Genomic DNA, 24563 nt, shown 5'->3' with positions numbered 1-24563 from the left:
ACTGTTGTGAGGTGGCCTGCGTACCGGCGCGGCTCAGCGCACCTGGGGTGCGACCTTCTCGCCCAGCAATTCGATGTTGTGCAGGACCTTTTCGTGCGGCAGGGTGCCGACGCTGGTGTGCAGCATGACGCGGTCCAAGCCGAGCGTGTCGCGGATGTCGGCGATCTTTTCGGCGACGTAGTCGGGAGTGCCGACGAACAGCGAACCGCTTTGGGAGCGCAGGGCGTCGAACTGCGGGCGGGTCATCGGGCCCCAACCTCGTTCCCGGCCAATGGTGCTCATCGCCAGCGCGTACGGCTCGTAGAAATCGGCGACCGCCTGCTCGTCGGTGTCGGCGATATAGCCGTGTGCGTGTACCGCCACCGGCTGCTTCTCGTGACCGCCTTCGTCGAGCGCGCGGTGGTACAGATCCACCAGCGGCTTGACGCGGGCGGGCTGACCGCCGATGATCGCGATGGCCAGTGGCAGGCCGAGCAGTCCGGCGCGGACCACGGATTCCGGGCTGCCGCCCACCGCGATCCACACCGGCAGCGGCCGGTTGTCCGTGCGCGGGTAGACCACCGCGTCATGCAGCGGTGCGCGGAACTTGCCGTTCCAGGTCACCGGCTCGTCCGCCCGGATGTGCAGCAGTAGCGCCAGCTTCTCTTCGAAGAGCTCGTCGTAGTCGTCCAGGCTGTAGCCGAAGAGCGGGAACGACTCGGTGAAGGAGCCGCGCCCGGCCATCAGCTCGGCGCGGCCGTTCGAGAGTCCGTCCAGGGTGGCGAACTCCTGGTAGACGCGTACCGGATCGGCGGAGCTGAGTACGGTCACCGCGCTGGTCAGCTGGATCCGTTGGGTCTGTCCGGCGATGGCGGCCAGCACCACCGTGGGTGCGGAGGCGGCGAAGTCCTTGCGGTGGTGTTCTCCGACGCCGTAGACGTCGAGTCCGGCCCGTTCCACGGCGATCGCCTCGTCGACGACCTGGCGCAGTCGCTCGGCGGCGGTCGGCGCCGGTCGATCGCCGATGGGGTACAGCTCAGCGAATGTCGTAAGTCCCAGCTCCACGGCGCGTCCTAGTCCCTCTCGAGAGGTTTCTACGTCAACTACTGAGCTAAACGGACCGGGGTCCGGAGATATTCCGATCCGGAGCCGAGCGTCATGGTATGACCGCGACGGTCGATCCGATCCATCGGACGATCGGCGCCGCCGGCCATCTTCATCCGCCTGTCACAGGTCTGTCGACTGCCTTGTGCGACTCGCTTGTTGCCGAGATATTTCTATGCCGTGCTTGCGTATGGCGTAGCCGTGTTCTGGTGGTTAATTCGTTTCTGGTGAAACGGTGGAAAAGGTTTCGTGGTGTTAAGTCGTCCACCATGGATTTCGACCGGATTGTCGGCTCATGATCGAAATCTGTTGCAGGCGAACATATTTCGGTGAGTCGCGGCGGCGAGCGTCGTGAGGTTCGGTTAACTCTCAATTGTTCTGGATGAAACCAAGCGGCAATGCCGCACGCGTGAAATTTATTTATCCGATCCGCCGCGAATCGCAGAAAACGGGGATCGGATGTCGCTTTCGCAACTCTTCGCCCGAACGGGAGTCGGCCGAGACCCGACCCGTCGGTCACCGTCAGCACATCGCAGGAGGAATCGTGTCCGCACCCACCATCGCCGAGATCGACAAGGCCATCGAGGAGAACATTCAGAAGTCGCTCGCCGAGATCCCGCACCCCGCGCTGCCGAAGGGCACGAATATCTATGGCGCGACGAAGATCTTCCCCGACTACCGGGCCGAGGCAGGCGAGACCTACTTCACGCTGGTGCACGGCATCGCGCACGAATCGTCGGTGAGCTTCGTGGCGATCCTGCAGGCCACCAGGGCGCTGCGCAAGGGCTTCGACTCGGCGATCTACTTCTACGGCCCCGGTGCCATCAATGCCGTTGCCACCCGCGGTTTTCCGACCACCGGCGACAGCGGTTTCCCCGGTGAGCAGAACATCAACGATGCGCTGGCGACCTTCATCAAGGAGGGCGGCAAGGTGTTCGCCTGCCGCTTCGGCCTGGCCCTGCACGGCGCCCGCGAGGAGGACCTCATCGAAGGCGTCATCCCGGCGCATCCGCTGGACGTCCAGGACGCGCTGATCCACTACGCGCGCAAGGGCGCCATCATCAACTCCACCTATCAGCTCTGAGGTGACCCGATGACAGGTCTGCCCACTCGAGTCGATCTGGCACTGCTCGGCGTCCGTGCCGAGGTGCCGGTGGGGCGCCGCTCCGGTGCCGGCCCCAGCGACGACGGCCACGTACTCATCGACGGGATCGGCGCCGCGGTTCCGATTCGCTCGGACAGCCCGTTCGTGGTGGCCGGTAACCGGCTGCTGCGTTCCGGCACCGATATGGGCATCGAGATCGAGCCCGTGCGCAGGCCCAGGTTCTACGACCTGGCCACTGAGGATGGGGTGTCCTACGAGAAGATCGCCAGACTGCACGGCTCGAATGTGCTGGCGACCACGGTGGTGCAGACCTGTATCCGCTACGACGAGGACCAGCGCTGCCGGTTCTGTGCGATCGAGGCCTCGCTGGCCGCGGGCAGCACCATTGCGGTGAAACGGCCCGATCAGCTCGCCGAGGTCGCGGCGGCGGCGGTTCACCTGGACGGTGTCGAGCAGATGGTGATGACCACCGGAACCTCGGCGGCCAAGGATCGCGGTGCCCGGCATCTGGCCCGTTGCGTGCGGGCGGTGAAGGCGGCCGTGCCGGGACTGCCGATCCAAGTGCAGTGCGAGCCGCCCGGTGATCCACATGTGCTCACCGAGTTGCGTGCGGCGGGCGCGGATTCCATTGGCATCCACGTCGAATCGCTCGACGACAACGTGCGCAAGCGGTGGATGCCGGGTAAGGCGACGGTGCCGCTCAGCGAATACCGAGCGGCCTGGGCCGAGGCGGTGCGGGTGTTCGGCCGCAACCAGGTCTCGACCTATCTCCTGGTCGGGCTCGGTGAGAACGCCGACGAATTGGTCTCCGGCGCAGTCGAACTCATCGATATCGGCGTCTATCCGTTCGTGGTGCCGTTCCGTCCGCTGGCGGGCACGCTCGCCGTCGACGTGGACGGTGCGACCGCGCCGACTCCGCAACTGCTGGCCGACGTCACCAACCGGGTGGCCGCAGAACTGCGGCGGGCCGGGATGGTCGGCGCGGACCAGCGCGCCGGATGCGCCGCGTGCGGGGCGTGCAGTGTGCTGCAGAACGCGGGCGGTTGAGATGAACAGCTCAGTCACCGACCTGTGCCTGCTCGCCGGTGCGTCGGTAGCCGACTGCGGCACAACGGATTTCCTCATCCAACCGGCCGACCGGCGGCAGCTGGCTGCCTACCGGGCGCTGCGGCGCGCCGAATTCGTCGTGGATCAGGGACTGTTCGCGGGCAGCGACGCCGATGACAGCGACGACGATGCGCGCACCCAGGTGCTGGTCGCGCTGGATTCCGACGGTGCCGTCCTCGGCGGCGTGCGCCTGGCTCCCGCGACCGTCGAAGATCTGGGGTGGTGGACCGGCAGCAGGCTGGTGGTGGATCGGCGGCGCCGCGCCGCCGGGGTCGGCCCGGCCCTGGTGGTGGCGGCGTGTGCCTATGCCGAGAGCCACAACGTGCTGCGGTTCGAGGCCACCGTGCAGACCCGGTACGAGCCCATGTTCGCCCGCCTGGGCTGGATCAGGCTCGGCGACAAGGTGATCGGCGGCGTCGAGCACACCTGGATGCGCTGGCCGATCGATCGGGTGCAGCGGTTGGTCGGCGCCACGAAGGCGTTGCTCGCGCGGACGCTGGCGCCGCTGCGCGGATCGCCGCTCGGCCTCGGCGGCAAGGGTTTTCGCGGGGACGACGGTGTCCCGGTGCCGGGTAGCGACCTCATCGCGGCATGTGATGCCATCCTCCCCTCGATGGTGGAACGTGATCCGGAGTGGGCGGGTTGGTGTTCGGTCCTGGTCAATATCAACGACCTGTCGGCCATGGGTGCCACCCCGATCGGCCTGCTCGACGCGGTCGGTGCGCCGACCCACTCACTGCTGACCCGGGTGATCCGCGGGCTGGCTCGCGCCGCCGAGGCCTGGGATGTGCCGGTACTCGGCGGGCACACCCAAGTGTCGGTGCCGCCATCGTTATCGGTCACGGCGCTCGGCCGCGCCGCCGTCCCGGTCCGGGGTGGCGGCGGGCGGCTCGGCGATGAGCTGCGGCTCACCGCCGATCTCTCGGGCGGCTGGCGGCCCGGATACCACGGCCAGCAGTGGGATTCCACGTCGCGGCGCAGCGGTGCGGAACTGCGGGCACTGGCCGGATTCGTGGCGCGGTCCGCCCCGGCCGCCGCCAAGGACGTCAGCATGGCAGGGCTGGCAGGCACCACGGGCATGCTCGCCGAGGCCAGTGGCCTCGGCGCCGAGCTGGAGGTGGCGCGGATCCCGCGACCCGGCACCGCCGCCTTCGCCGAATGGCTCACCTGTTTCCCGGGTTTCGCGATGGTCACCGCGGACCGGCCCGGTGCGCCGAGCGCGCCGCCGGGACCGGCTACCTCGGCGGTCTGCGGACGACTCGTCTCGACCCCTGGTGTCCGGCTGCGCTGGCCGGACGGCATCACTACACGTGCGGTGCACAGCACCGTGACCGGACTAGGAGAATCATGAACCTCACGATCTCCGTGGCCGCCGCAGAGTTCGGCCGCGATATGGAAGAGGGCTACCGGACAATCGCCCGCCTCATCGAGGAGGCCCGCGCCCGCGGCAGCCGCCTGCTGGTGCTGCCCGAGGCCTGCCTCGGCGGCTATCTGCCCAGCCTGGGCGGTGGCGGCGAATCCGAAGAGGCCAAGCAGCGCAGGCTACGTTCGCTACCGCCCGCGCTGACGCTCGACGGCCCGGAGCTGGGCCGCGTAATCGACATGGCGGGGGAGCTCGTGATCACCCTCGGCTTCTGCGAGGCCGACGGGGACACCCGCTACAACGCGGCGGTCACGCTCTCCGGTGACGGAATACTCGGCTCCTACCGCAAGGTTCATCAGCCGCTCGGTGAAAACCTCTGCTACGCGGCCGGATCCGAATACCGGGCGTTCGATACGCCGGTCGGCCGGATGGGTATGCAGATCTGCTACGACAAGGCGTTCCCGGAGGCCGCGCGGGCGCTGGCGCTGGATGGCGCCGAGATCATCACCTCGCTGTCGGCCTGGCCGACCGCCCGGACCCAGACCGTGCCGAATCTGGCAGACGATCGGTGGAAGCTGCGCTTCGACATCTTCGACCAGGCCCGCGCGGTGGAGAACCAGCTGGTGTGGGTGGCCTCCAACCAGGCAGGCACCTTCGGATCGCTGCGGTTCGTGTGCAGCGCCAAGATCGTCGGGCCCGGTGGCGATGTGCTCGCCACCACCGGTGTCGAGCCGGGGCTGGCCACCGCGACGGTCGACCTCGCCGAGGTGTTAGGGCTGGCACGTGGCGGCGGCATGTACAACCTGCGTGACCGTCGTCCCGACCTGTACCACAGCGTGATTCGCGAATACGGCGTCGTCGGACAGCCGGCGGCCGCATCGGAACTGGAGTCGGCTCATGCCTGAGCTGATCGAGGTCGTAGTGATCGGCGCGGGGCAGGCCGGTTTGTCTATCAGCTGGCATCTGACCCGCCGTGGCATCGACCACGTCGTGCTCGAACGCGACACCATCGCCCACGAATGGCTCGACAGCCGCTGGGACAACTTCACGCTGGTGACACCGAACTGGCAGTGCGTGCTACCCGGATACCACTACGACGGCCCCGACCCGGACGGGTTCATGAAGCGTGACGAGGTGTACGGGTTCGTCCGCGGCTACGCCGATGTGTTCAACGCGCCGGTCCGGGAGGGGGTGTCGGTCACCTCCGTTCGGCAGGCCGCGGACAGGGGATACGACATCGACACGACCGACGGCCCGCTGCACGCGAGCCAGGTCGTCGTGGCGGCCGGGGGCTACCAGGAACCGATCGTGCCGCGGTACGCGGAGAAGCTGCCGCCATCGATTACGCAGCTGCATTCGTGCGAATACCGCAGTAGCACAGACCTTCCCGAGGGGGAGGTGCTGGTGGTCGGTACCGGCCAGTCCGGCGCGCAGATCGCCGAGGATCTGCACCTGGATGGCCGCAAGGTGCACTTGGTCGCGGGAGACGCACCACGCGTGGCGCGGTTCTATCGGGGCCGTGACTGCGTGGCCTGGCTGCAGAACATGGGTCACTACGACCTGCCGATCGAGAACCAGCCGGGCGGGCTCGGGAAGCGCGAGAACACCAACCACTATGTGACCGGTCGCGACGGCGGCCGCGATATCGACCTGCGCCAGTTCGCGCTGGAAGGCATGTTGCTGTACGGCAGGCTGCTCGACTTCGACGGTGCGGCCTTGCGGTTCGCGCCCACGCTGGAGAAATCACTGGACTCCGCCGACGCCGTCGCCGAGAGCATCAAGGACTCGATCGATGCCTACATCGCGCGCGAAGGTATAGACGCGCCGCAGGAACCGCGCTATGTCCCGGTGTGGCGACCAGAACGGGAGGTCACCACGCTGGATCTCGCCGACACTGGCATCACCTCGGTGGTGTGGTCGGTCGGGTTCCGCACCGACTATCGCTGGCTGCGCGTCGGGGTTTTCGACGGTGCGGGGCATCCGTGCCACAACCGCGGCGTCACCACCGCGCCGGGCCTGTTCTTCCTCGGCCTGCCATGGCTGCACACCTGGGGTTCGGGCCGATTCGCGGCCGTCGCCCGGGACGCGGAGTTCCTCGCCGACGAAATCGCGTTGCGCGTCCAGGAATCGGCGGCCGCCAGCGACTGCTTGCAGGTCGCTCGAAACAGCACCGCGTAGGTATCGCCTCGATGGGAACCACACGAATTGCCGCGCTGGCCGGGCACTTCGGCCGCGATATCGGCCGCGCGCTGGAGAAGCTCGGGGGGATTTTCGAGCGGCTCGGCCAGGACGGGGTCGACCTGCTGGTGCTGCCCGACGCCACCCTCGGCGGCTATATCGGCGATCTGCGCAACCCGACGGTGGGGCCGCTGCCCGAGCCGATCGATCCCAGCGGGCCGGAGTTGCGACTGCTGTGCTCGATGGCAGGCCCGATGACGGTGTGCATCGGATACGCCGAGAAGGACGGCGAGCGACGCTACAACGCGGCAAGCTGTCTCACCGGCGATGGCGTCCTCGGACACCACCGCAAGGTGCATCAGCCCGCGGGCGAACACCTCGCGTATGCGGCGGGGGACACCTTCACCGCGTTCGACACTCCGGTCGGTCGGCTGGGCATGCTGATCGACTACGACAAGACCTTCCCCGAATCGGCCCGCACCCTCGCCCTCGACGGCGCCCAGATCATCGGCGCGCTATCGGCCTGGCCGGCCAGCGTCACCGACCGAGCCTCGCGGATGCCCAACGACCGGCAGGCGCGGCTGTTCGACCTCTACGACATGGCCCGCGCCGCCGAAAACCAGGTGGTGCTCGCCTCGTCGAACCAAACCGGTGTCACCGGCTCGCTGCGCTTCCTGGGCCAGGCGAAGGTGGTCGGCCCCGGCGGCGACATCCTGGCCAAGACCTGGTCCAAGGGTGGGCTGGCGGTGGCCGACGTCGACGTCGAGCGGGAGGTGGAGCGGGCTCGCCGGACCCTGCGGCATCTCGACGAACGACGCGTCGACACGTACCATAATCTGTTGCGCGAGAAGGGAACTCGCTGATGCGCATCGCGCTGCTCAGCTACTCCACCAAGCCACGCGGCGGGGTGGTGCACACCTTGAATCTCGCCGAGGCGCTGGCCGGGGCGGGCGCGGAGGTGACCGTGTGGACGCTGGGACGCGGTGGCGACAGCGCGTTCTTCCGGCCGGTCGACCCGCGCGTACACGTCGAGGTGGTGCCCTTCGAGGCGAACGCCTCGGAAACGGTGGGACAGCGCATCATCCGTTCGATCGAGGTCCTGCGGAAGGCATTCGCGCCCGGCCACTACGACATCGTGCATGCGCAGGACTGCATCAGCGCCAACGCTGTCGGGCACTGCATCCGCACCATCCACCATCTCGACCAGTTCACCACCCCCGAGCTCGCGGCCTGCCACGAGCGGGCGATCGTGCGGCCGTATGCCCGGATCTGCGTATCGGCCGCCGTCGCCGAGGAGGTCAGGGCCGGATGGGGTTTCGAGCCGACGGTCATTCCGAACGGTGTCGAATACGAACGATTCGCGGCGGCCGCCGGACCGGGAGCGATCCAGTCCGCGCGGCGCGCGGACTGGCGGGAGCGGTTCGGCCCGTATGTGCTCGCGGTCGGCGGCATCGAACCACGCAAGGGAAGCCTCGACCTACTGGAGGCATTCGCGGTATTCGCACGAGACGCGCCCGCGCAACAGTTGGTGATCGCGGGCGGAGAAACCTTGTTCGATTATCGAGAATACCGGGCCGGATTCGACGCTCGAGCGACCGAACTCGGCATCGAGCCGGTCGTGCTCGGCACTGTCGAGCACACCGAACTACCCGCGCTGGTCGCCGCCGCGTCGGTGCTGCCGTTCCTGTCCACCAAGGAAGGATTCGGTCTGGCGGCCATGGAGGCCCTGGCCGCCGGAACACCCGTCGTCGCCCGTGATCTCCCGGTGCTTCGTGAGGTCTTCGCGGATGCGGTCGAGTTCGCCTCGACCCCGGAAACAATGGCCGAGGCGATGACATCGGCAATCATGCCCGATACTGCCCGGCGCGCCCGCGGGAAGGCGCTCGCAGCCGAATATAGCTGGGACACAGCGGCATCGGCCCATCTCGACTTCTATCTTTCGGCACTGGCGGATGCTATGCCGCCGTTCGCGCACTAACCGGCCGATCCGCACCGTCCGCGTCGTAGCCGAGATCCGAGACGCCGTAGGTAGTTTCGTCGCGAATCTGCGCCCGGGACGCGAGGTGCGGTCCTCGCGCACTGATCAAGAACATAACTTTAGATTTGCGAGAAGCATCCTCTCATGGATTTCTCGTCACTGACCTATGGTCGGGTCGGGACCCTTCGACCGAGGAACACGATTCGACGCGGTCGAGCGGCGCACATTCGAGAGCCGCGCTCTCGCGGTCCTGCGGCCGACCGGTCCCGGCAAGATCCGTCTGCTCGCCTCGGCCCCCGAGTGCGACCCAGTCGAGATCCTGATCGCCGTCGCGTAGGAAATCGCGTCGAGTATGACGAGACGCGGATATCGAGATAGTCGGGTCGCGGCGGTGGGCGGGCGCTCGGAGCAGCACCGTGGCGCGAAGATCGGCAGGGCGGGCAGCGGGCATCGGGCGAGGTCCGCGATCGGTGCGGATACTCTTGTTCCATGTCAGTGCGTACCCGTCAGCCGCTTGCTCCCGGCACACTCTCGCCCACCCGTGAGGTTCCGCGCTCGATCGAGCGTCCGGAATATGCGTGGAAGAAGACGGTGAACGAGGGGCGCGAGCCCTGGGTGCAGACCGCCGAGACGATCGAGAAGATGCGGATCGCGGGCAAGATCGCGGCGCAGGCACTCGACGAGGCGGGCCGGGCGGTGGCGCCGGGCGTGACCACCGACGAGCTGGACCGGATCGCGCACGAGTACATGTGCGACCACGGCGCGTATCCGTCGACCCTGGGCTACAAGGGATTTCCGAAATCGTGCTGCACCTCGCTGAACGAGGTGATCTGCCACGGAATTCCGGACTCGACGGTGATCCAGGACGGTGACATCGTCAATATCGACGTCACCGCCTACATCGATGGCGTGCACGGCGACACCAACAAGACCTTCCTGGCCGGCGAGGTCGACGAGGAGGTGCGGCTGCTGGTCGAGCGGACGCACGAGGCGACCATGCGGGCGATCAAGGCGGTGCGGCCGGGTCGGGCGCTCAATGTGATCGGGCGCGTGATCGAGTCCTATGCCAACCGATTCGGCTACGGCGTGGTGCGCGATTTCACCGGGCACGGCGTCGGCCCCACCTTCCACAGCGGCCTGGTCATCCTGCACTACGACCAGCCCGCCATCGAGTCGGTGATCGAGCCGGGCATGACCTTCACCATCGAACCGATGATCAACCTCGGCGGCATCGACTACGAGATCTGGGACGACGGCTGGACCGTGGTCACCAAGGACCGCAAGTGGACCGCGCAGTTCGAACACACGCTGGTCGTCACGGACACCGGCGCGGAAATCCTGACCCTGCCGTGAGCCGGACCGCCCGGCGGTGCCCCGGTCCGCGCACGATCGGACGGTGGCGTCAGCCGGACGCTGTGATGATGGCACGACCAGCGATGTACGCGCCGGTGCCCAGGGGAGACGCGTCGTGGTGACCCGGTTGGCGGGTGCGCTACTCGTCGCAGGCACCACCTCCGACGCGGGGAAAAGCGTTGTGGTGGCGGGTCTTTGCCGGATGCTGGCGCGGCGGGGCGTGCGAGTCGCGCCGTTCAAGGCGCAGAACATGTCCAACAATTCGGTCGTCACGCTCGACGGTGGTGAGATCGGTCGGGCGCAGGCGCTGCAGGCCCAGGCATGCGGGCTGGAACCGAGTGTGCGGTTCAACCCGGTCCTGCTCAAACCCGGCAGCGACCGACGCTCGCAACTCGTGGTGCGCGGCAAAGCCATCGGTACCGTCGGGGCGCGTGACTACTTCCGGCATCGGCGGGATCTGCGCGAAATCGTTGCCGCTGAACTGGATTCATTGCGCACCGAATTCGATGTGGTGATCTGTGAGGGCGCGGGTTCGCCCGCCGAGATCAACCTGCGCGCCACCGATCTGGCGAATATGGGTCTGGCGCGGGCAGCGCGACTGCCGGTGCTGGTGGTCGGCGATATCGACCGCGGCGGCGTGCTCGCGCATCTGTTCGGCACCGTGGCCGTACTGGAACCCGAAGACCAGCAACTGATCTCCGGTTTCGTGGTCAACAAGTTCCGCGGCGATGTCGAACTGCTGCGCCCCGGACTCGATCAACTGACCGAGCTGACCGGCCGCCCCACGCTCGGCGTGATCCCCTATGCCGAGGACCTGTGGATCGACGCGGAGGACTCCCTCGGCACCGTCGCCGACGCCCCGGTCGGGCGCCCCCGCCCGCCGATCGGCGATACATGGCTCACCGTCGCCGCGATCCGCCTGCCGCGCATCTCCAACTCCACCGATGTCGAAGCCCTGGCGTGCGAGCCGGGTGTCGCGGTGCGCTGGGTCAGCGACCCGTCCCGGCTGACCGACGCCGACCTGGTCGTGCTGCCGGGCAGCAAGGCGACCGTATCCGATCTGGAGTGGTTGCGGCGCACCGGAATCGCCGACGCGCTGCGGACCCGGGCCGCCGCGGGCCGCCCGATCCTCGGCATCTGCGGCGGATATCAGATGCTCGGCACACGAATCATCGACCGCGTCGAGTCCGCCGCGGGAACCGTCGATGGATTGGGCCTGCTCGACCTGGAGATCGAATTCGCTGACCCGAAGGTCCTGCGTCGCAGCATCGGCAGCGGTAACGGAATCCCCCTGCACGGCTACGAGATCCACCACGGCCGCGTCGTTGGCAACGGTGATCCGGCCTGGTTCGAGCTGAACGGGTCACCAGAGGGCAGCGCCCGCGCCGCGATCTGGGGTACGCATCTGCACGGCCTGCTGGAATCGGATGAGTTCCGTCGCCGCTGGCTACGCGAGGTCGCCGAACGCGCCGGGCGTCACGGTTTCGTTGTCGCCGACGATATTTCGGTCTCGGAGATCCGCTCGTCCCAACTCGACCTACTCGCCGACCTGATCGAGAACCACCTCGATATCAAGGGGATCGAGCGTTTGCTCACTGACGGCGCACCATCGGACCTGCCTGCCATCGTCTCCGGCCTCGGAATCGGCAGCACGCCGCTCGGATAGCACGCCACATCCGCCGGCACGCCGCGCCGAAAGGCGTTGACGCCCAATGGCAATCCGTTCTACAAGGGCCAGATCACCATCCCGGTCAACGTTCGAGTTGCCACTGGCTTGCGGGCCGGGATCCAGGTTGCCTTTGTTCCTACCCGGAACGCCACCCACGACCGGTGCCGGAGACACGAACGGTCAGTCGCTCGAGGGTGCCATCGACTGGGACGGCGCCCCGGTCACCCCGGTCGAAAGGGACGATGCCATCGCGGGGGCGCGGCCAAGGGGATGCGACCGTGATCTGTCCCGATACGAATGTCCTGATCCGCTACTTCACCCACGACGATCCGGTGCAATACGAACGCGCCGATATGGCGATCGAAGGGCTCAGTAAGAGCAGACCCGGCTACCCGACAGTGACGGTGCTCACCCAGGTCCACTGGGCGCTGCGGCACCGCTACCATCAGGACGCCGAGACGGTAGCCGGCGTGATGCTCGGCCCCTGGAATCCGGATGTGATCTCACCGTCACCTTCGACCGCGCCGCCGCGAAAAACACCGGAATGCGTTTGCTTTCCTGACTCGCGTGCCACTGACACGCGGTTCCGTTCAACCGAGGCGTGTACCGTACTCCGGCATGAAATCTCGGCGGATCACGGTCGGTGACCGGGCTTGGACCGTGCGGGTCGACGGCCCGGAATCTCGGCACAGCGTGCTGCTGTTGCCCGACGCCGGTGATCCGGTCGACGTCTACGACCAGGTATGTGCGCGACTGCACACTTCGGACCTGCGCACCATAGCGGTGGAATCGGTAGCGGACCTGGATCCGGCGGGCGTGCACGCCATCCTCGACGAGCTCGGCGTCCCGTGGGTGAACGTCGCCGGGCGCGGGGCGGGCGCGGAGCTGGCCTGGCAGGTCTGCGCGGGCGGTTTCGGACGCTTCATCAGCCTTGTGGTCGCCGATCGTGGACATCCGGCGGTTCCGGCCGCCGACGGCACGGTTGTGGACCCCAGCTGCCGGCCGGTGGAGGTCGCCGCGACGGTGTTGGTCACCAAGAACCTGGCGCGCTCGGTGGCCGACGCCTCCGGCCGCTTCGTCTACGGCGAATTCCGCGTCGTGCAGATCGACGTCGACAATGTGGCGACCGAGGCCGACCACGAACTGGCCACCGAGATCGTGCTACGCACCAGTCTCTGGTGACTTCTTACGGAACACCCCCAGCCAGTCCAGCCAGCTGTCGAGTTCGGCGAAGGCTTTGGCCAGCGGTTCGGCCGAGGACAGGAAGACATCGTGGCGCGCGCCGTCGATCGGCACGATATTGGTCCGATCGCCCAGGCAGCCCGACCAGCGCTGAATCTGCCTGACATCGAGCACCGCGTCGGCCACGTCGACGGCCGGACCGTACTGGCGCGCGAACTTCGTGATGCGCGAACGCAGGATCAGCGCGGGCACGCCGACCGACAGACCGGACTGCAGTTTCGCGTGCCCGGTGCGGATCGCGCGCAGCCAGCCGAATTTGACCGGGAATCCCTCCAGGGGCTTCCAGTCCAGGTTGTAGTCCCATTCGCCCGCCGCGCTGTGGTGCAGGCTGTCACCGTAGGAGCTGATCTTCCCGCCGGGTAGCTCGAACATCGACCGGAAGCGGCCGAGCGCCTTGATCACCGGGGTGCCGACGGTCCGATAGTACGACGGGCCCTGCAGGTCGAACCAGGGGCTGTTGAGCACGAGGCCGGTGATGCCCGACGCGGCGGTGCCCTTCGCCTTGTTGAGCCGGTCCAGCCAGAGCGGCACGATCAGCCCACCGGTCGAATGCGCGACCAGCAGCACGTGCTCGCCCGCCTCTTCGTGGACGATACGCAGCGATTCGTTCAGTTCGGCGTCGTAGAGCGCCAGATCGGTCACGTAGTGCGGTGTCTGGCCGTCGCGCAGGGAGCGTCCGCACTTACGCAGATCGAGTGCGTAGAAGCGATGTCCGCGGCTCGCGAAGTGTTCGGCGAGATGCTGCTGGAAGAAGTAGTCGGTGAACCCGTGCACGTACAGCACGGCGGGCTCGGTCGCGGCGGCGGTATCCGGGGTGTAGCGAACCAGGGTCGCCACCGCATCGCCCTCGCCGTCGGGATCCGGGCCCAGTGGCAAGGTCCGCTGCTCATAGCCCGCGCCGAGGACATCCGGCTGCCAGCGCTCGACTGCGGGGGCCGTGATATCGGACACGCTGAGCGGGCTTTCGTTCATCACAAGGACCAATCTAACCGTAGTGACTGCTTGCAGGTCACTCGAAAGGATCAGCGACGTCAGGGCCGATTCGAAGATCGAACGCCGGAAGGAATCTATGTCACATTCGGCAAGTTCCTTGCTGGTCTTCGAACAGGTGAGGTGCACAATTGGCGTTAGGTGAACGGCGGGTAACCTACTCCCCGCCGAGTCACGCAGGACTCGCAACAACCACATAGCGCCCGTGCCCAGCAGGCCCACCGTGGGGGTGGGCGTGCGCAGAAGGACAAGGAAGTCGATCTACCCGTGCCGAACGCTGCCATGACTGAAAAGACCGATGTAGTACTCATCGGTGCCGGGATCATGAGTGCCACCCTCGGCGCACTGCTTCGGCAGCTGCAGCCGGATTGGTCGATCTCCCTGTTCGAGCGGCTCGACGCCGCCGCCGCCGAGAGCAGCGATCCGTGGAACAACGCGGGTACCGGACATTCGGCGCTATGCGAACTGAACTACAGCCCGCAGAATCCGGACGGCTCGGTCGATATCAGCAAGGCCATCGACATCAACGAGCGCTTCCAGGTGTCGCGCCAGTTCTGGTCCTACGGCGTGGAGAACGGCATCCTCGATGACCCGTCCGCGTTCATCAACCCGATCCCGCACGTCAGCTTTGTGCACGGTGCGGACAACGTGGACTACCTGCGCAAGCGCTACGAGGCGCTGTCACGGCATCCGCTGTTCGAGGGCATGGAGTACATCGACGCACCCGATGAGTTCGCGCGGCGACTACCGCTGATGGCGCGCGGTCGCGACTTCTCCGATCCGATCGCGTTGAACTGGACCGACTACGGCACCGATATCGACTTCGGTTCGCTCACCAGCGAATTGCTGGCCTACCTCGGTCGCTCGGGTGCGGATCTGGCGTTCGGCCACGAGGTGCGCAACCTGACCAAGCAGGCCGACGGCTCCTGGCTGGTGCAGGTGCGCAATCTGCGTACGCGCCGAACCCGCACGCTCATCAGCAAATTCGTCTTCGTCGGCGCGGGTGGCGGTGCGTTGCCGCTGCTGCAGAAGTCCGGCATCAAGGAGGCCAACGGCTTCGGTGGGTTCCCGGTCAGCGGTCAGTTCTTCCGCTGCACCAATCCCGCGCTGATCCAGCAGCACCAGGCCAAGGTGTACGGCAAGGCCGCCGTCGGCGCGCCGCCGATGTCGGTGCCGCACTTGGACACTCGCGTGATCAAGGGGCGGCCCGGGCTGCTGTTCGGCCCGTACGCCGGGTGGACGCCGAAGTTCCTGAAGGACGGGAAGCTGACCGACCTGTTCAAGTCGGTCAAGCCGAACAACCTCTTCTCGCTGCTCGGTGTCGGCGTGACGGAACTCGGTCTGACCAAGTACCTGGTCAGTGAGCTGCTCAAGTCCCAGGCGGGCAAGGTGGAAACCCTCTCGGAGTTCATTCCGCGCGCGGACGGCCACGACTGGGAGCTGATCACCGCGGGCCAGCGCGTGCAGGTGATCCGGCGCAAGGGCGCGGGCGGTGTACTCGAGTTCGGCACCGCGGTCATCGCCGCCGAGGATGGCACCATCGCCGGTCTGCTCGGTGCGTCGCCGGGCGCGTCGACCGGTGTGAGCGCCATGATCGACGTGCTGGCGCGCTGCTTCCCGCGCGAGTACGCGGACTGGACGCCGAAGCTGAAGGAAATGGTGCCCTCGCTGGGCGTGAAGCTCTCGGAGAACCAGGCGCTGTTCCGGGAAGTCTGGGATTGGTCGACCAAAACCCTGAACCTGAACGGCGTGTCGGACAACACGTCTGAGCACGTAGCGGTCGCGCCGACCGCGTAATTGTGATAGCAAGACGCGATGATGTCAACGGTTGCACTCAAACGGTCCTGGGCGCTCGATCTCGACACCGCCACGCTGTATCAGCTGTTGAAACTTCGCGTCCAAGTCTTTGTCGTCGAGCAGAAATGCGCGTATCCGGAGCTGGACGGTCTCGACCTGCTGCCGGAGACGCGGCATTTCTGGCTCGATGACGAGGGCGAGGTCATTTGCACGCTGCGCCTGTGCGAGGAGCACGACAACGGGGTGAAGTCGTTCCGCATCGGCCGGTTGTGCACCGCGGTTCCGGCCCGCGGGCACGGGTACACCACCCGTTTGGTGCAGGCCGCGCTCGCCGAGGCGGGCTCGTCGACGGTGCGCCTGAACGCGCAGACGTACCTGGTCGACATGTACGCCAAGTTCGGGTTCAAGCCCGACGGCGAAGAGTTCGAAGACGACGGCATCATGCATTTGCCCATGCGCAAGGGCTAGTTCCAACCGCTCAGGACGGATTCGGGCTGTCGCATAGCCACGAGCGCCTCGCATTGGTTGCGGCTTGTGTGAGGCGGTCGTTGCGCAGACGCGGGCCTGAGAGGTGGGCCTGCCACCGGCTTTGCGCAGCGCGGCGTTCCGGTGCGGGCGGTGTGTGTTCGACTCGTCGCATATTTAGTAGCTACCTCGCAATAGGTTGCAGCCTGTGTGAGCGGTCGCTTGCGCGCAGACGCAGCCTGCGAGGTGCGTCTGCCGTGGGCTTTTGCCGAGCGCGTCCGGTGTGGGCGGTGTGTGTTCGACTCGTCGAATATTCAGCAGCTACCTCGACTTCTGTAAAGGCGGTCGCTGGGGATGCGACGGGGCGCTGAGCTGCGATGCGCGGTAGGCGGTGCGGGCTCAGGTCTGGGCGCGGGGTGCCGATTGACAGGCAGCCGGGGTTGCGCGAGGGGCTTGCGGGTCGACGGGCGTTGTTCGGGCCGGTGGAGGGTGCTGCTGGCGGGCGGTTCTGGCGCGAATAGAGTTGGGGCGTGTCACTGTCCCATATGGAAACCGCGCCGCATGCCTCTTCGCTGACCGGTTCGCGTCCAGGCGCCGACGGTGACGCGGGATTTCCGTTTTCCGCGGTGGTGGGGCAGGAGCGGTTGCAGCTGGCGTTGATCCTGTGCGCGGTACATCCCGGGATCGGCGGCGTGCTGGTGCGTGGGGAGAAGGGGACCGCGAAATCGACTGTGGTGCGGGCGCTCGCGCAGTTGCTGCCGCCGGTCGTCGATGAGACCGGTGCGCGGCCGGCTCGGCTCGTGGAGCTGCCGGTGGGCGCTACCGAAGACCGGGTGGTCGGTTCGCTGGATCTGGAGCGGGTGCTGCGCGATGGCGAGCAGGCGTTCCGGCCCGGACTGCTGGCGGCCGCGCATCACGGCGTGCTCTACGTCGACGAGGTGAACCTGCTGCACGACCACCTGGTGGATGTGTTGCTCGACGCCGCGGCGATGGGGCGGGTGCATATCGAGCGCGATGGGGTCTCGCATTCGCATCCGGCGCGGTTCGTGCTGGTAGGGACCATGAATCCGGAGGAAGGCGAGCTGCGTCCGCAGCTGCTGGACCGGTTCGGGCTCACCGTCGACGTCGCCGCCTCGCGGAATGTGGACGTGCGGATGGCGGTGGTGCGCCGTCGGCTGGATTACGAGGCGGACCCCGACGGGTTTGCCGGGCGCTATGCCGCCGCCGATCGGGCGGTGGCCGAGCGGATTCTCACGGCCCGCGATCGGGTCGGTGAGGTCGCGCTCGACAATGTGGAGCTGCGCCGGATCGCGGCGCTGTGCGCGTCGTTCGATGTGGACGGGATGCGGGCGGATCTGGTGGTGGCGCGGACCGCTACCGCGCATGCGGCCTGGCGTGGTGCGTCCGCGGTGGCCGAAGAGGATGTGCGCATTGCCGCCGAGTTGGCGCTGCCGCATCGGCGGCGGCGGGATCCCTTCGACGAGCCGGGGATCAGCGAAGAGCAGTTGGACGAGGCGATGCGCGCGGCTGGGGAAGAGGCGGCGCGTGAGTCCGAAAGTTCCGGCGAGAGTGATGAATTCGGGACGGATTCGCCGGGTCGATCTCGGCCGAATGCCGACCAGGGGCCCGAGGACGATCCTGATGGCAACGGCCCGGATAGCGGTGGGCCCGGTGGTGGTTCGCCGAAAGACGGGCCGGACAAGGTTGGTCCGGACAATCGTGGGCCCGCCGACGGCAGCGCGAACGATAGCCCGCCCGACAATGGCGGCTCGAGCGACGGTCCCGGCGATGGTGGTCCCGATGACCGCGGCCCCGATTCGCCGAACGGTGGCGGACGGCCCGCTCGTGAAGGGCGCACCGCTGCTCCCGCGACATCCGTTGTGACACCGCCTCGTTGGGAGGTCCCCGGCGTCGGCGAGGGTGCGGCGGGCCGCCGTTCGCGAGCGCAGACTCGGCAGGGGCGCACCGTCCGCTCCAGCACAGATACCGCCTCGGGCCTGCATCTGCTCGGCACCGTCTTCGCCGCCGCACCGCACCAGCGTTCTCGCGGCCGCACCGACGGACCGCTGAAGCTGGCTGCCGATGATCTGCGTGGCGCGTATCGCGAAGGGCGCGAAGGCAATCTGGTCGTCTTCGTGGTCGACGCCTCCGGATCGATGGCGGCCCGTGACCGGCTCGCCGCGGTCACCGGCGCCGTGGTCGCCTTGCTGCGCGACGCCTACCAGCGGCGCGACAAGGTCGCCGTGATCACTGTGCGCGGCCAGGAAGCCGAACTCGTCCTGCCGCCGACCTCCTCGGTCGATATCGCGGTGCGCCGTCTGTCCGGGATACGCACCGGTGGCAAAACCCCGCTCGCCGCAGGGCTTTTGAAGGCGCGTGAGGTCGTGCACCGCGAACGCGTCCGCGACCCGCGCCGCCGCCCGATGCTGGTGCTGCTCACCGACGGCCGCGCCACCGGCGGCGTCGACCCGGTACCCCGCGCCCGTACGGCCGCGAATCTGCTGGCCAACGAGGCGATCACGTCCATCGTCGTCGACTGCGAACGCGGCATGATCCGCCTCGGCCTCGCCGCCGATCTGGCCCGCACCCTGCGCGCCGGCTATCTCCAACTCGGCGAGCTGACCGGCGATTCGGTCGCCGATATCGTCCGCGCCGGATCCGGTCGGGTCAATGCGACCCGAGCCGCCTGATCGTGGCGACCCAACTCCCGCATCGAGCCCGTAGTGGGCCTCTGGTATTCGGGGAATCGGTGCATGTTGGTCGTGAGGCCGGTCCGGTCGGGTCGATGCGACCCGAGCTGGCTGATGGTGGAGACGCAACTGCGCCGAGTCGAACCCGTAGTGGGCCTCTGGTATTCGGGGAATCGGTGCATGTTGGTCGTGAGGCCGGTCCGGTCTGGTCGGCGCGGCCCGAGCTGGCTGATGGTGCCGGTGCAACGACCCCGAGTCGAACCTGCGGCGGGTCACCGGTATTCGGGAACCGGAGCACGTTCGTCGTGACGCCGGTACCGCTTGATCGCGGTGGTGCGATCGCCGTTCGTCGAAGCAGAGCAGTCGGCGGTGGTTCCGGGCTTCGACCGACGCTCGGCGCGGTGACGACGCTGCTCGGGCTGACTACGGAGCGTCGAATCAGTCTCGATTGTGCAGTGAACAGCGGTGTCGCCGGGGTTGGCATGGGCGTGCTGATCGATGGATTACCAAGGAGTTTCGATGCCTAAGGGTGTGCCGGAGACGGTTCCGGATGATGGCCTGACCACGCGGCAGCGGCGCAATCAGCCGGTGCTCGCGGTGCATACCGGACCGGGTAAGGGGAAGTCGACGGCCGCATTCGGGATGGCGCTGCGGGCGTGGAATCAAGGATTCGATGTCGCGGTGTTCCAGTTCGTGAAGAGCGCCAAGTGGAAGGTGGGGGAGGAGGCGGCTTTTCGCACCCTCGGTCGCCTGCACGAGGAGACCGGTACCGGCGGACCGGTCGAATGGCACAAGATGGGCGAAGGCTGGTCGTGGACCCGCAAGCAGGGCAGCGACGAGGACCACGCCGCCGCCGCACTCGCCGGCTGGCAGGAAATCGCGCGCAGGCTGAAGGCCGAGCAGCACCGCTTCTACGTGCTCGACGAATTCACCTACCCCCTCAAATGGGGCTGGGTCGACATCGACGAGGTCGTCGACACCTTACGCAACCGCCCCGGCAACCAACACGTCGTCATCACCGGCCGAGACGCTCCCCAACCCCTGATCGAAGCCGCCGACCTGGTCACTGAAATGACCAAGATCAAACACCCCATGGACACAGGCCGCAAAGGCCAACGAGGCATCGAATGGTGACCTCCCCATCGACCGGTGCGTTGTTCGAGAATGCGCTGATGCAGACCGCCTCTCGACGTTTGCCTGCACGAGTGCGCGGTGATCAATTGACCTGCTGGAGTTCGGCGTGGCCCCTGGGTGATTCGTCCTTTTTGCCGGGAGCCCTTATGGGGGCGCGCATTGGGTGCGAAGGGGTGCGGGGGTTGTGAGGGCGGTTCCGGCGGTGGTGATCGCGGCTCCGGCTTCGGGGAGTGGGAAGACCACGGTGGCAACGGGTTTGATCGGGGCGCTGCGGCGGGCGGGGCACCGGGTTGCGCCTTTCAAGGTGGGCCCGGATTACATCGATCCTGGGTATCACGGGCTGGCTGCTGGGCGGCCGGGGCGCAATCTCGATCCCGTGCTCGTCGGCGCGGAACGAGTTGTGCCGCTGTATCGCCACGGTGCCGACGGCTGTGATCTGGCGGTGGTCGAGGGCGTGATGGGGCTGTTCGACGGGCGCATCGACGAGAACCAATCCGCGGCGATCGCCGAGGGATCCACCGCTCAGGTCGCCGGATTACTGGGCGCGCCAGTGATATTGGTCGTCGACGCCCGCGGCCACAGCCAGAGCCTCGCCGCCCTGCTGCACGGCTTCGCCACCTTCGACGCCGCGATCCGCCTCGGCGGCGTCATCCTGAACCGCGTCGGCAGCGAACGCCACGACCAGGTCCTCCGCGCGGCCTGCGACCGAGTGGGCCTCCCCGTCCTCGGTTCGCTGCCGCGCATGAGCGAACTCGAGGTCCCCTCCCGCCATCTCGGCCTGATCCCCGCCGTCGAGCACGGCCCCGCCGCCACAGCCGCCGTCGAAGCAATGACGAATCTCGTTGCCGCCCATGTCGATCTGGCCGCCATAGCCCGACTTGCCGACTCGACCGTGACCGGTCCCGCATGGGATCCCGTGACCGCCGTCCGCGCCGCCGCGCAGTCGGCGTCCGAACGAGCGGCGCTCGCCGGGAGCAGTGCATCGCGGCCGGAAGCCGGCTCGAGGGGTGCGACTGCTGGTCCGGGTGATGGGGTTGCAATGGGATTAGGTCGCACCGACGATTCTGGAGTCGCGCGAGCTGCCGGAGCTGGGGAGGTTACGGCCGGAGTTGTGGCCAGGGGATTCGGCGAGGGGATGTTCTCCGTCACCGCTGGTGCGGCAGCGGGATTCGAGCCGGTGATTGCGATGGCTGGTGGGGCCGCGTTCACCTTTGGGTATGCCGAGCATCGGGAGTTGTTGGTGGCGGCGGGGGCTCGGGTTGTTGTCTTCGATCCGTTGCAGGATGAACTGCCCACCGGTACCGCGGGATTGGTGTTGCCGGGTGGGTTTCCGGAGGAGCATGCGGCGGCACTGGCGGCGAATGCTCGGCTGCTGGCGCAGGTCGGTGCGCAGGTGCGGGCCGGGCTTCCGGTGCACGCGGAATGCGCTGGGCTGCTGTATCTCGCTCGGTCGCTCGACGGTCACCCGATGGCGGGTGTGGTCGATGCGACAGCGGAATTCGGTCCGCGCCTCACCCTCGGCTACCGAGATGCGGTGGCGCTCGCCGATTCCCCGCTGTGGCGGGCGGGAGAGCGCGTGCGCGGCCACGAATTCCACCGCACTCGACTTGTCGCCCGTGGCGACGACACCGCCGCCTGGGGTTGGCACGTCGGCGGAGATCGCATCCGCGAGGGCGCTCTCGTCCACCGCGTACACGCCTCCTACCTGCACACCCACCCTGCCGGAAACCCCGAAGCCACAAGCCGTTTCGTCACCACAGCCACCCGATACGCCAATGCCCGTGCCGCCACCTGACGCCCCCGCGCTACCAGCCGTTGGGTTGTCACGGGGGCGTTGTGCGCTCCCGCTCGTTGGGTTGTCGCGGAGGCGCCTTGCGTCCACACCCGTGCAACCGGATACCCCCGCGCTGCGGCTCGGTACCTCGGTTGCATCGCTCGACTCGCGTTCACGACAGCCCGAACTGGTGGTCGGGCTGGGAATTCGGCCGGGTACATCGGCGGACCGGCTTCTGGCAGCGCTACGAGAAGTGGTGGGCGACAAGCCCATCGCCTGTATCGCCACCATCGACCGTCGCGCCGAAGAACTCGGCCTTCGTGTCGTCGCAACCCAGTTGGGCGTACCGGTCCGTGCCTACACGGCAGCCGAACTCGCCCGAGTCGCCGTACCCAACCCCTCGACACGCACCGCTGCCGCACTCGGCACCACCAGCGTCGCCGAGGCCGCCGCACTACTCGCCGCCGACGGACCGCTCGTCATCCCCAAGCGGACCGTCGACGGAATAGTGCTCGCCGCAGCGCTTGCCCCCTCGACAGATCGTCGTCGAGAGCCGGGACGGCGTGGTGCCGTTGGTCATCCCTGAGCGGATCGGGTTTGGCGATCCACAAATCTGTGCGCACCACCTCGCCCGTAGCCTGCCCAGAGCGCCCCGGTTGACGGAGTAGTGCTTGCCGCCCCGCTCGTCTATCGGCGGACCAGCGCTGAGAGTCGAGACGGCGTTATTCAGCAAGACAATTCGGCGAGGCAAACTCAGGATGACAGGGATCCGGCGCGCCCGCAGGGGTTCTTCTCGGTTGCGGGAGTTCTCCACGATTCGGCGACGAGACCGCGAGGCGCGGTGCCGGCGTGGTTTCATGACCGGATGGAGATCCGAGGTATCGACAACGTGCTGGTTCCGGTCGGTGACCTGGATGCGGCGGTCCGATTCTACGCGGGTGCACTCGGTTTGGCGGTCAAGTTCACGTTGCCGGAGCAGGGGATTGCGATGTTCGACGTCGGGGGCGAGGTGGCGGGGGTGATGGCTCGGGTGGATCCGCGAGCAGGGGAGAGCGGGCTGTCGGGGATGCGGTTGTGGCTGGAGGTGCCCGATGCGCTGGCCGCGGCGGCCGAGCTGGAAGAGATTGGCGTGCAAGTGATCACCGTGCCATTCGAGGTCGGCACTGGGTGGAGCGTCGAGGTTTCCGATCCGTGGGGTTGAAAACTAATGAGCAGTTTCCCAGCGTGGGTCAGTGTTATTCGGTTATGCTCTGGATCGCAGTACTCGCCGGGAAGTTGCCCGGAGAGGATAAACGCCTCGTGGAGGCCACGTAAGACCTCAACTCCTCCGGGAGTCGGCAGTGGCCGGTGAAGCAGGAAGGGCCTCGGCGAGAGAATCGCTGAGACTCGCTCAACGGGAACGGGATCGGACTGACCGATTACGTCAAACGTCCCGAGCTGGGTCGCCCCGTGGTCTGAAGCTCGGGCGGGCACGCGCCAGCACGTGCCCGCCCGAGTGACTTACGGCGCGACAGAACCCCAGTCGGCGAAGCCGGTGGGATCGTGGCGCCCGAGGCTCGCATGCTCGAACAGCCCCCAGCCCTCGGCTTCACCGCAGCGAGCATGCGCGACATGGTCGATGACCCCGAAGGGAACGCGGCTCGCGATGGCCGGATCGGTGAGGTCGTAGCTGCTGCTGGAGGCCCAGTCGCGGCCCATCCAGCGGCCGTGCAGCCAGTCCGGATCGCCGCCGTAGCCGCAGCCGACGTGTAGGGCGACATTGGTGACGGTCCGGATCTCGACCTCGAGCGGCTTGCCGTCGGGAGTGCTGAGTTCCAGTCGAGCGCCGATAGGATGCCTTGTGCCGGAACGGTATTCGATGTGGTAGCGCGGCCAGCCCAGCTGTTCGGTGCGGCCGTCCGGGAAGACGCGCACGGCATCGTTGAGGGTGCGTCTGCCGTCCGGCTCCTCCTGCAGGATCACCACGATCGCGAAATCGTCGAAGCGAATCGGTACATACATCCACCAGAACCCGCCCGACGGTTCGGCGGCGGCGCGGCCCGGCGGCTCCGGTTCGCCGACCGGGCGGATGCCCCAGGAACGGTCCCGCGTGCCCATCCAAACGGCCGGGTCGACGGTGAAGTCCGTGCCATCGACGTGCAGCGTCCCCGCCCACGAGCCGACCTGCGCGAAGCGCGTCGCCTGGATGATCGGGCGATTGCCGTTGAGGATCAGATGCGGCTGTTCCTCGACGGTCGGGAACGATCCGTGCCAGGTGAGGTCGAAGCCGAGATCGTCGTGTTCGCAGATGACCCGGATCCGCTGCAGCGGTTCCTGTACCTCGATGCGGTAGCCGCCGACGCGCAGGTTCATCTCGCGATCGCCCAGCGCGTCGGAGAAGCGGACCGAGCGCTGGATATCACCGCGCCGGACCGCGGCGTAGGCGTCGATCACTCCGAGGTTCGGATAGACGCCGGCGCCGGTGACTAAGAAGGTGCCGCCGTCGCGGTCGTGGCCGTTGAAATAGCTTCTGTCGTAGAAGTTCCGGTCGCTGCTGGCCACCCGGGCCATCGACAGGTGCGTCTGGTGGATGGGGTATTCGTCGAGGGGCGAGGGAGCGGAGCCGGCGGAGCGACCGTCAGAAGCAGCCATGATT

Annotated in this window: 22 protein-coding genes; 19 read left to right on the top strand and 3 right to left on the bottom strand. The window is 67.4% G+C overall.

Annotated features, from left to right (window positions below; translation table 11 throughout):
* Positions 1-33: 33 nt before the first annotated feature.
* Positions 34-1044 carry an LLM class flavin-dependent oxidoreductase gene (locus OG874_RS23280; protein WP_330249266.1) on the bottom strand — a complete coding sequence of 337 codons (1011 nt, stop codon included), beginning with the start codon at positions 1042-1044 and terminating at the stop codon, positions 34-36.
* Positions 1045-1142: 98 nt separating this feature from the next.
* Between OG874_RS23280 and OG874_RS23275 the strand changes: the two genes are divergently transcribed.
* The 12 genes from OG874_RS23275 to OG874_RS23220 all read left to right on the top strand — a co-directional run bounded on the left by OG874_RS23275 (position 1143) and on the right by OG874_RS23220 (position 13018).
* Complete coding sequence (locus OG874_RS23275; RefSeq protein WP_330249265.1) at positions 1143-1382, top strand: hypothetical protein; 240 nt, start codon at positions 1143-1145, stop codon at positions 1380-1382.
* A gap of 245 nt (positions 1383-1627) precedes the next feature.
* Positions 1628-2167, top strand: a complete 540-nt coding sequence (locus OG874_RS23270; protein WP_442943074.1) for an MSMEG_0572/Sll0783 family nitrogen starvation response protein — start codon at positions 1628-1630, stop codon at positions 2165-2167.
* 9 nt (positions 2168-2176) lie between these two features.
* Positions 2177-3235, top strand: a complete 1059-nt coding sequence (locus OG874_RS23265; RefSeq protein WP_330249264.1) for an MSMEG_0568 family radical SAM protein — start codon at positions 2177-2179, stop codon at positions 3233-3235.
* Between the two features lies 1 nt (position 3236).
* Entirely contained in the window at positions 3237-4646 is a 1410-nt protein-coding gene (locus OG874_RS23260) for an MSMEG_0567/sll0787 family protein (protein WP_330249263.1), read from the top strand.
* On the top strand, positions 4643-5563 hold the full coding sequence (locus OG874_RS23255; protein ID WP_442943073.1) for a carbon-nitrogen hydrolase family protein: 921 nt from the start codon (positions 4643-4645) through the stop codon (positions 5561-5563). Before OG874_RS23260 ends, OG874_RS23255 begins: the two co-directional genes overlap by 4 nt.
* The gene (locus OG874_RS23250; protein ID WP_330249262.1) at positions 5556-6836 is read left to right on the top strand and encodes an MSMEG_0569 family flavin-dependent oxidoreductase; all 1281 of its coding nucleotides are present in this window, start codon (positions 5556-5558) and stop codon (positions 6834-6836) included. Before OG874_RS23255 ends, OG874_RS23250 begins: the two co-directional genes overlap by 8 nt.
* 11 nt (positions 6837-6847) lie before the next feature.
* Positions 6848-7699 (top strand): carbon-nitrogen hydrolase family protein, encoded by an 852-nt coding sequence (locus tag OG874_RS23245; RefSeq protein ID WP_330249261.1) that lies wholly within the window; start codon positions 6848-6850, stop codon positions 7697-7699.
* On the top strand, positions 7699-8814 hold the full coding sequence (locus OG874_RS23240; RefSeq protein ID WP_330249260.1) for an MSMEG_0565 family glycosyltransferase: 1116 nt from the start codon (positions 7699-7701) through the stop codon (positions 8812-8814). The genes OG874_RS23245 and OG874_RS23240 overlap by 1 nt, the downstream gene beginning before the upstream one ends.
* Positions 8815-9303: 489 nt before the next feature.
* A complete protein-coding gene (gene map / locus OG874_RS23235; RefSeq protein WP_330249259.1) occupies positions 9304-10167 on the top strand; it encodes a type I methionyl aminopeptidase in 864 nt (287 codons plus the stop codon).
* A 127-nt stretch (positions 10168-10294) separates the two neighbouring features.
* On the top strand, positions 10295-11833 hold the full coding sequence (locus tag OG874_RS23230) for a cobyric acid synthase (protein ID WP_330257380.1): 1539 nt from the start codon (positions 10295-10297) through the stop codon (positions 11831-11833).
* A gap of 245 nt (positions 11834-12078) precedes the next feature.
* Positions 12079-12483: a hypothetical protein gene (locus tag OG874_RS23225; protein WP_330249258.1), complete on the top strand. Its 405-nt coding sequence runs from the start codon at positions 12079-12081 to the stop codon at positions 12481-12483.
* Entirely contained in the window at positions 12455-13018 is a 564-nt protein-coding gene (locus OG874_RS23220; RefSeq protein WP_330249257.1) for an alpha/beta hydrolase, read from the top strand. Before OG874_RS23225 ends, OG874_RS23220 begins: the two co-directional genes overlap by 29 nt.
* Here OG874_RS23220 and OG874_RS23215 read toward each other — a convergent pair.
* Complete coding sequence (locus OG874_RS23215) at positions 12998-14050, bottom strand: alpha/beta hydrolase (RefSeq protein ID WP_330257379.1); 1053 nt, start codon at positions 14048-14050, stop codon at positions 12998-13000. The genes OG874_RS23220 and OG874_RS23215 overlap by 21 nt on opposite strands.
* 300 nt (positions 14051-14350) lie before the next feature.
* On the opposite strand from OG874_RS23215, the gene mqo reads away from it, so the two are divergent.
* The 7 genes from mqo (at position 14351) to OG874_RS23180 (ending at position 23129) form a co-directional block, all read left to right on the top strand.
* A complete protein-coding gene (gene mqo, locus OG874_RS23210; RefSeq protein WP_330249256.1) occupies positions 14351-15865 on the top strand; it encodes a malate dehydrogenase (quinone) in 1515 nt (504 codons plus the stop codon).
* A gap of 18 nt (positions 15866-15883) precedes the next feature.
* Positions 15884-16333: a GNAT family N-acetyltransferase gene (locus OG874_RS23205; RefSeq protein ID WP_330249255.1), complete on the top strand. Its 450-nt coding sequence runs from the start codon at positions 15884-15886 to the stop codon at positions 16331-16333.
* A 542-nt stretch (positions 16334-16875) separates the two neighbouring features.
* Positions 16876-19020 (top strand): magnesium chelatase subunit D family protein, encoded by a 2145-nt coding sequence (locus OG874_RS23200; RefSeq protein WP_330257378.1) that lies wholly within the window; start codon positions 16876-16878, stop codon positions 19018-19020.
* A 519-nt stretch (positions 19021-19539) separates the two neighbouring features.
* Entirely contained in the window at positions 19540-20154 is a 615-nt protein-coding gene (gene cobO / locus OG874_RS23195) for a cob(I)yrinic acid a,c-diamide adenosyltransferase (RefSeq protein ID WP_330249254.1), read from the top strand.
* A gap of 184 nt (positions 20155-20338) precedes the next feature.
* A complete protein-coding gene (locus OG874_RS23190) occupies positions 20339-21949 on the top strand; it encodes a cobyrinate a,c-diamide synthase (RefSeq protein WP_330249253.1) in 1611 nt (536 codons plus the stop codon).
* 91 nt (positions 21950-22040) lie between these two features.
* A complete protein-coding gene (locus OG874_RS23185) occupies positions 22041-22514 on the top strand; it encodes a cobalamin biosynthesis protein (protein ID WP_330249252.1) in 474 nt (157 codons plus the stop codon).
* 279 nt (positions 22515-22793) lie between these two features.
* Positions 22794-23129, top strand: a complete 336-nt coding sequence (locus OG874_RS23180) for a VOC family protein (protein WP_330249251.1) — start codon at positions 22794-22796, stop codon at positions 23127-23129.
* A gap of 299 nt (positions 23130-23428) precedes the next feature.
* Here the strand turns inward: OG874_RS23180 and OG874_RS23175 are convergent, their stop codons facing one another.
* A complete protein-coding gene (locus OG874_RS23175; RefSeq protein ID WP_330249250.1) occupies positions 23429-24559 on the bottom strand; it encodes a hypothetical protein in 1131 nt (376 codons plus the stop codon).
* Positions 24560-24563 lie beyond the last annotated feature (4 nt).

It is taken from the genome of Nocardia sp. NBC_00565, assembly GCF_036345915.1.
Lineage (GTDB): Bacteria > Actinomycetota > Actinomycetes > Mycobacteriales > Mycobacteriaceae > Nocardia.
Note: the sequence above shows the minus strand (reverse complement) of the source record. Positions and strands in the feature narration are given on the sequence as shown.

What these genes read in the sequence shown, in the direction of transcription:
- OG874_RS23215 (WP_330257379.1), bottom strand. Translation starts at nt 14,050, where the DNA reads ATGAACGAAAGCCCGCTCAGCGTGTCCGATATCACGGCCCCCGCAGTC.
- OG874_RS23175 (WP_330249250.1), bottom strand. Translation starts at nt 24,559, where the DNA reads ATGGCTGCTTCTGACGGTCGCTCCGCCGGCTCCGCTCCCTCGCCCCTC.
- OG874_RS23265 (WP_330249264.1), top strand. Translation starts at nt 2,177, where the DNA reads ATGACAGGTCTGCCCACTCGAGTCGATCTGGCACTGCTCGGCGTCCGT.
- OG874_RS23225 (WP_330249258.1), top strand. Translation starts at nt 12,079, where the DNA reads ATGCCATCGCGGGGGCGCGGCCAAGGGGATGCGACCGTGATCTGTCCC.
- OG874_RS23250 (WP_330249262.1), top strand. Translation starts at nt 5,556, where the DNA reads ATGCCTGAGCTGATCGAGGTCGTAGTGATCGGCGCGGGGCAGGCCGGT.
- OG874_RS23240 (WP_330249260.1), top strand. Translation starts at nt 7,699, where the DNA reads ATGCGCATCGCGCTGCTCAGCTACTCCACCAAGCCACGCGGCGGGGTG.
- OG874_RS23220 (WP_330249257.1), top strand. Translation starts at nt 12,455, where the DNA reads ATGAAATCTCGGCGGATCACGGTCGGTGACCGGGCTTGGACCGTGCGG.
- OG874_RS23180 (WP_330249251.1), top strand. Translation starts at nt 22,794, where the DNA reads ATGGAGATCCGAGGTATCGACAACGTGCTGGTTCCGGTCGGTGACCTG.
- OG874_RS23255 (WP_442943073.1), top strand. Translation starts at nt 4,643, where the DNA reads ATGAACCTCACGATCTCCGTGGCCGCCGCAGAGTTCGGCCGCGATATG.
- OG874_RS23275 (WP_330249265.1), top strand. Translation starts at nt 1,143, where the DNA reads ATGACCGCGACGGTCGATCCGATCCATCGGACGATCGGCGCCGCCGGC.
- cobO (WP_330249254.1), top strand. Translation starts at nt 19,540, where the DNA reads ATGCCTAAGGGTGTGCCGGAGACGGTTCCGGATGATGGCCTGACCACG.
- OG874_RS23260 (WP_330249263.1), top strand. Translation starts at nt 3,237, where the DNA reads ATGAACAGCTCAGTCACCGACCTGTGCCTGCTCGCCGGTGCGTCGGTA.
- OG874_RS23245 (WP_330249261.1), top strand. Translation starts at nt 6,848, where the DNA reads ATGGGAACCACACGAATTGCCGCGCTGGCCGGGCACTTCGGCCGCGAT.
- map (WP_330249259.1), top strand. Translation starts at nt 9,304, where the DNA reads ATGTCAGTGCGTACCCGTCAGCCGCTTGCTCCCGGCACACTCTCGCCC.
- OG874_RS23205 (WP_330249255.1), top strand. Translation starts at nt 15,884, where the DNA reads ATGATGTCAACGGTTGCACTCAAACGGTCCTGGGCGCTCGATCTCGAC.
- mqo (WP_330249256.1), top strand. Translation starts at nt 14,351, where the DNA reads ATGACTGAAAAGACCGATGTAGTACTCATCGGTGCCGGGATCATGAGT.
- OG874_RS23200 (WP_330257378.1), top strand. Translation starts at nt 16,876, where the DNA reads ATGGAAACCGCGCCGCATGCCTCTTCGCTGACCGGTTCGCGTCCAGGC.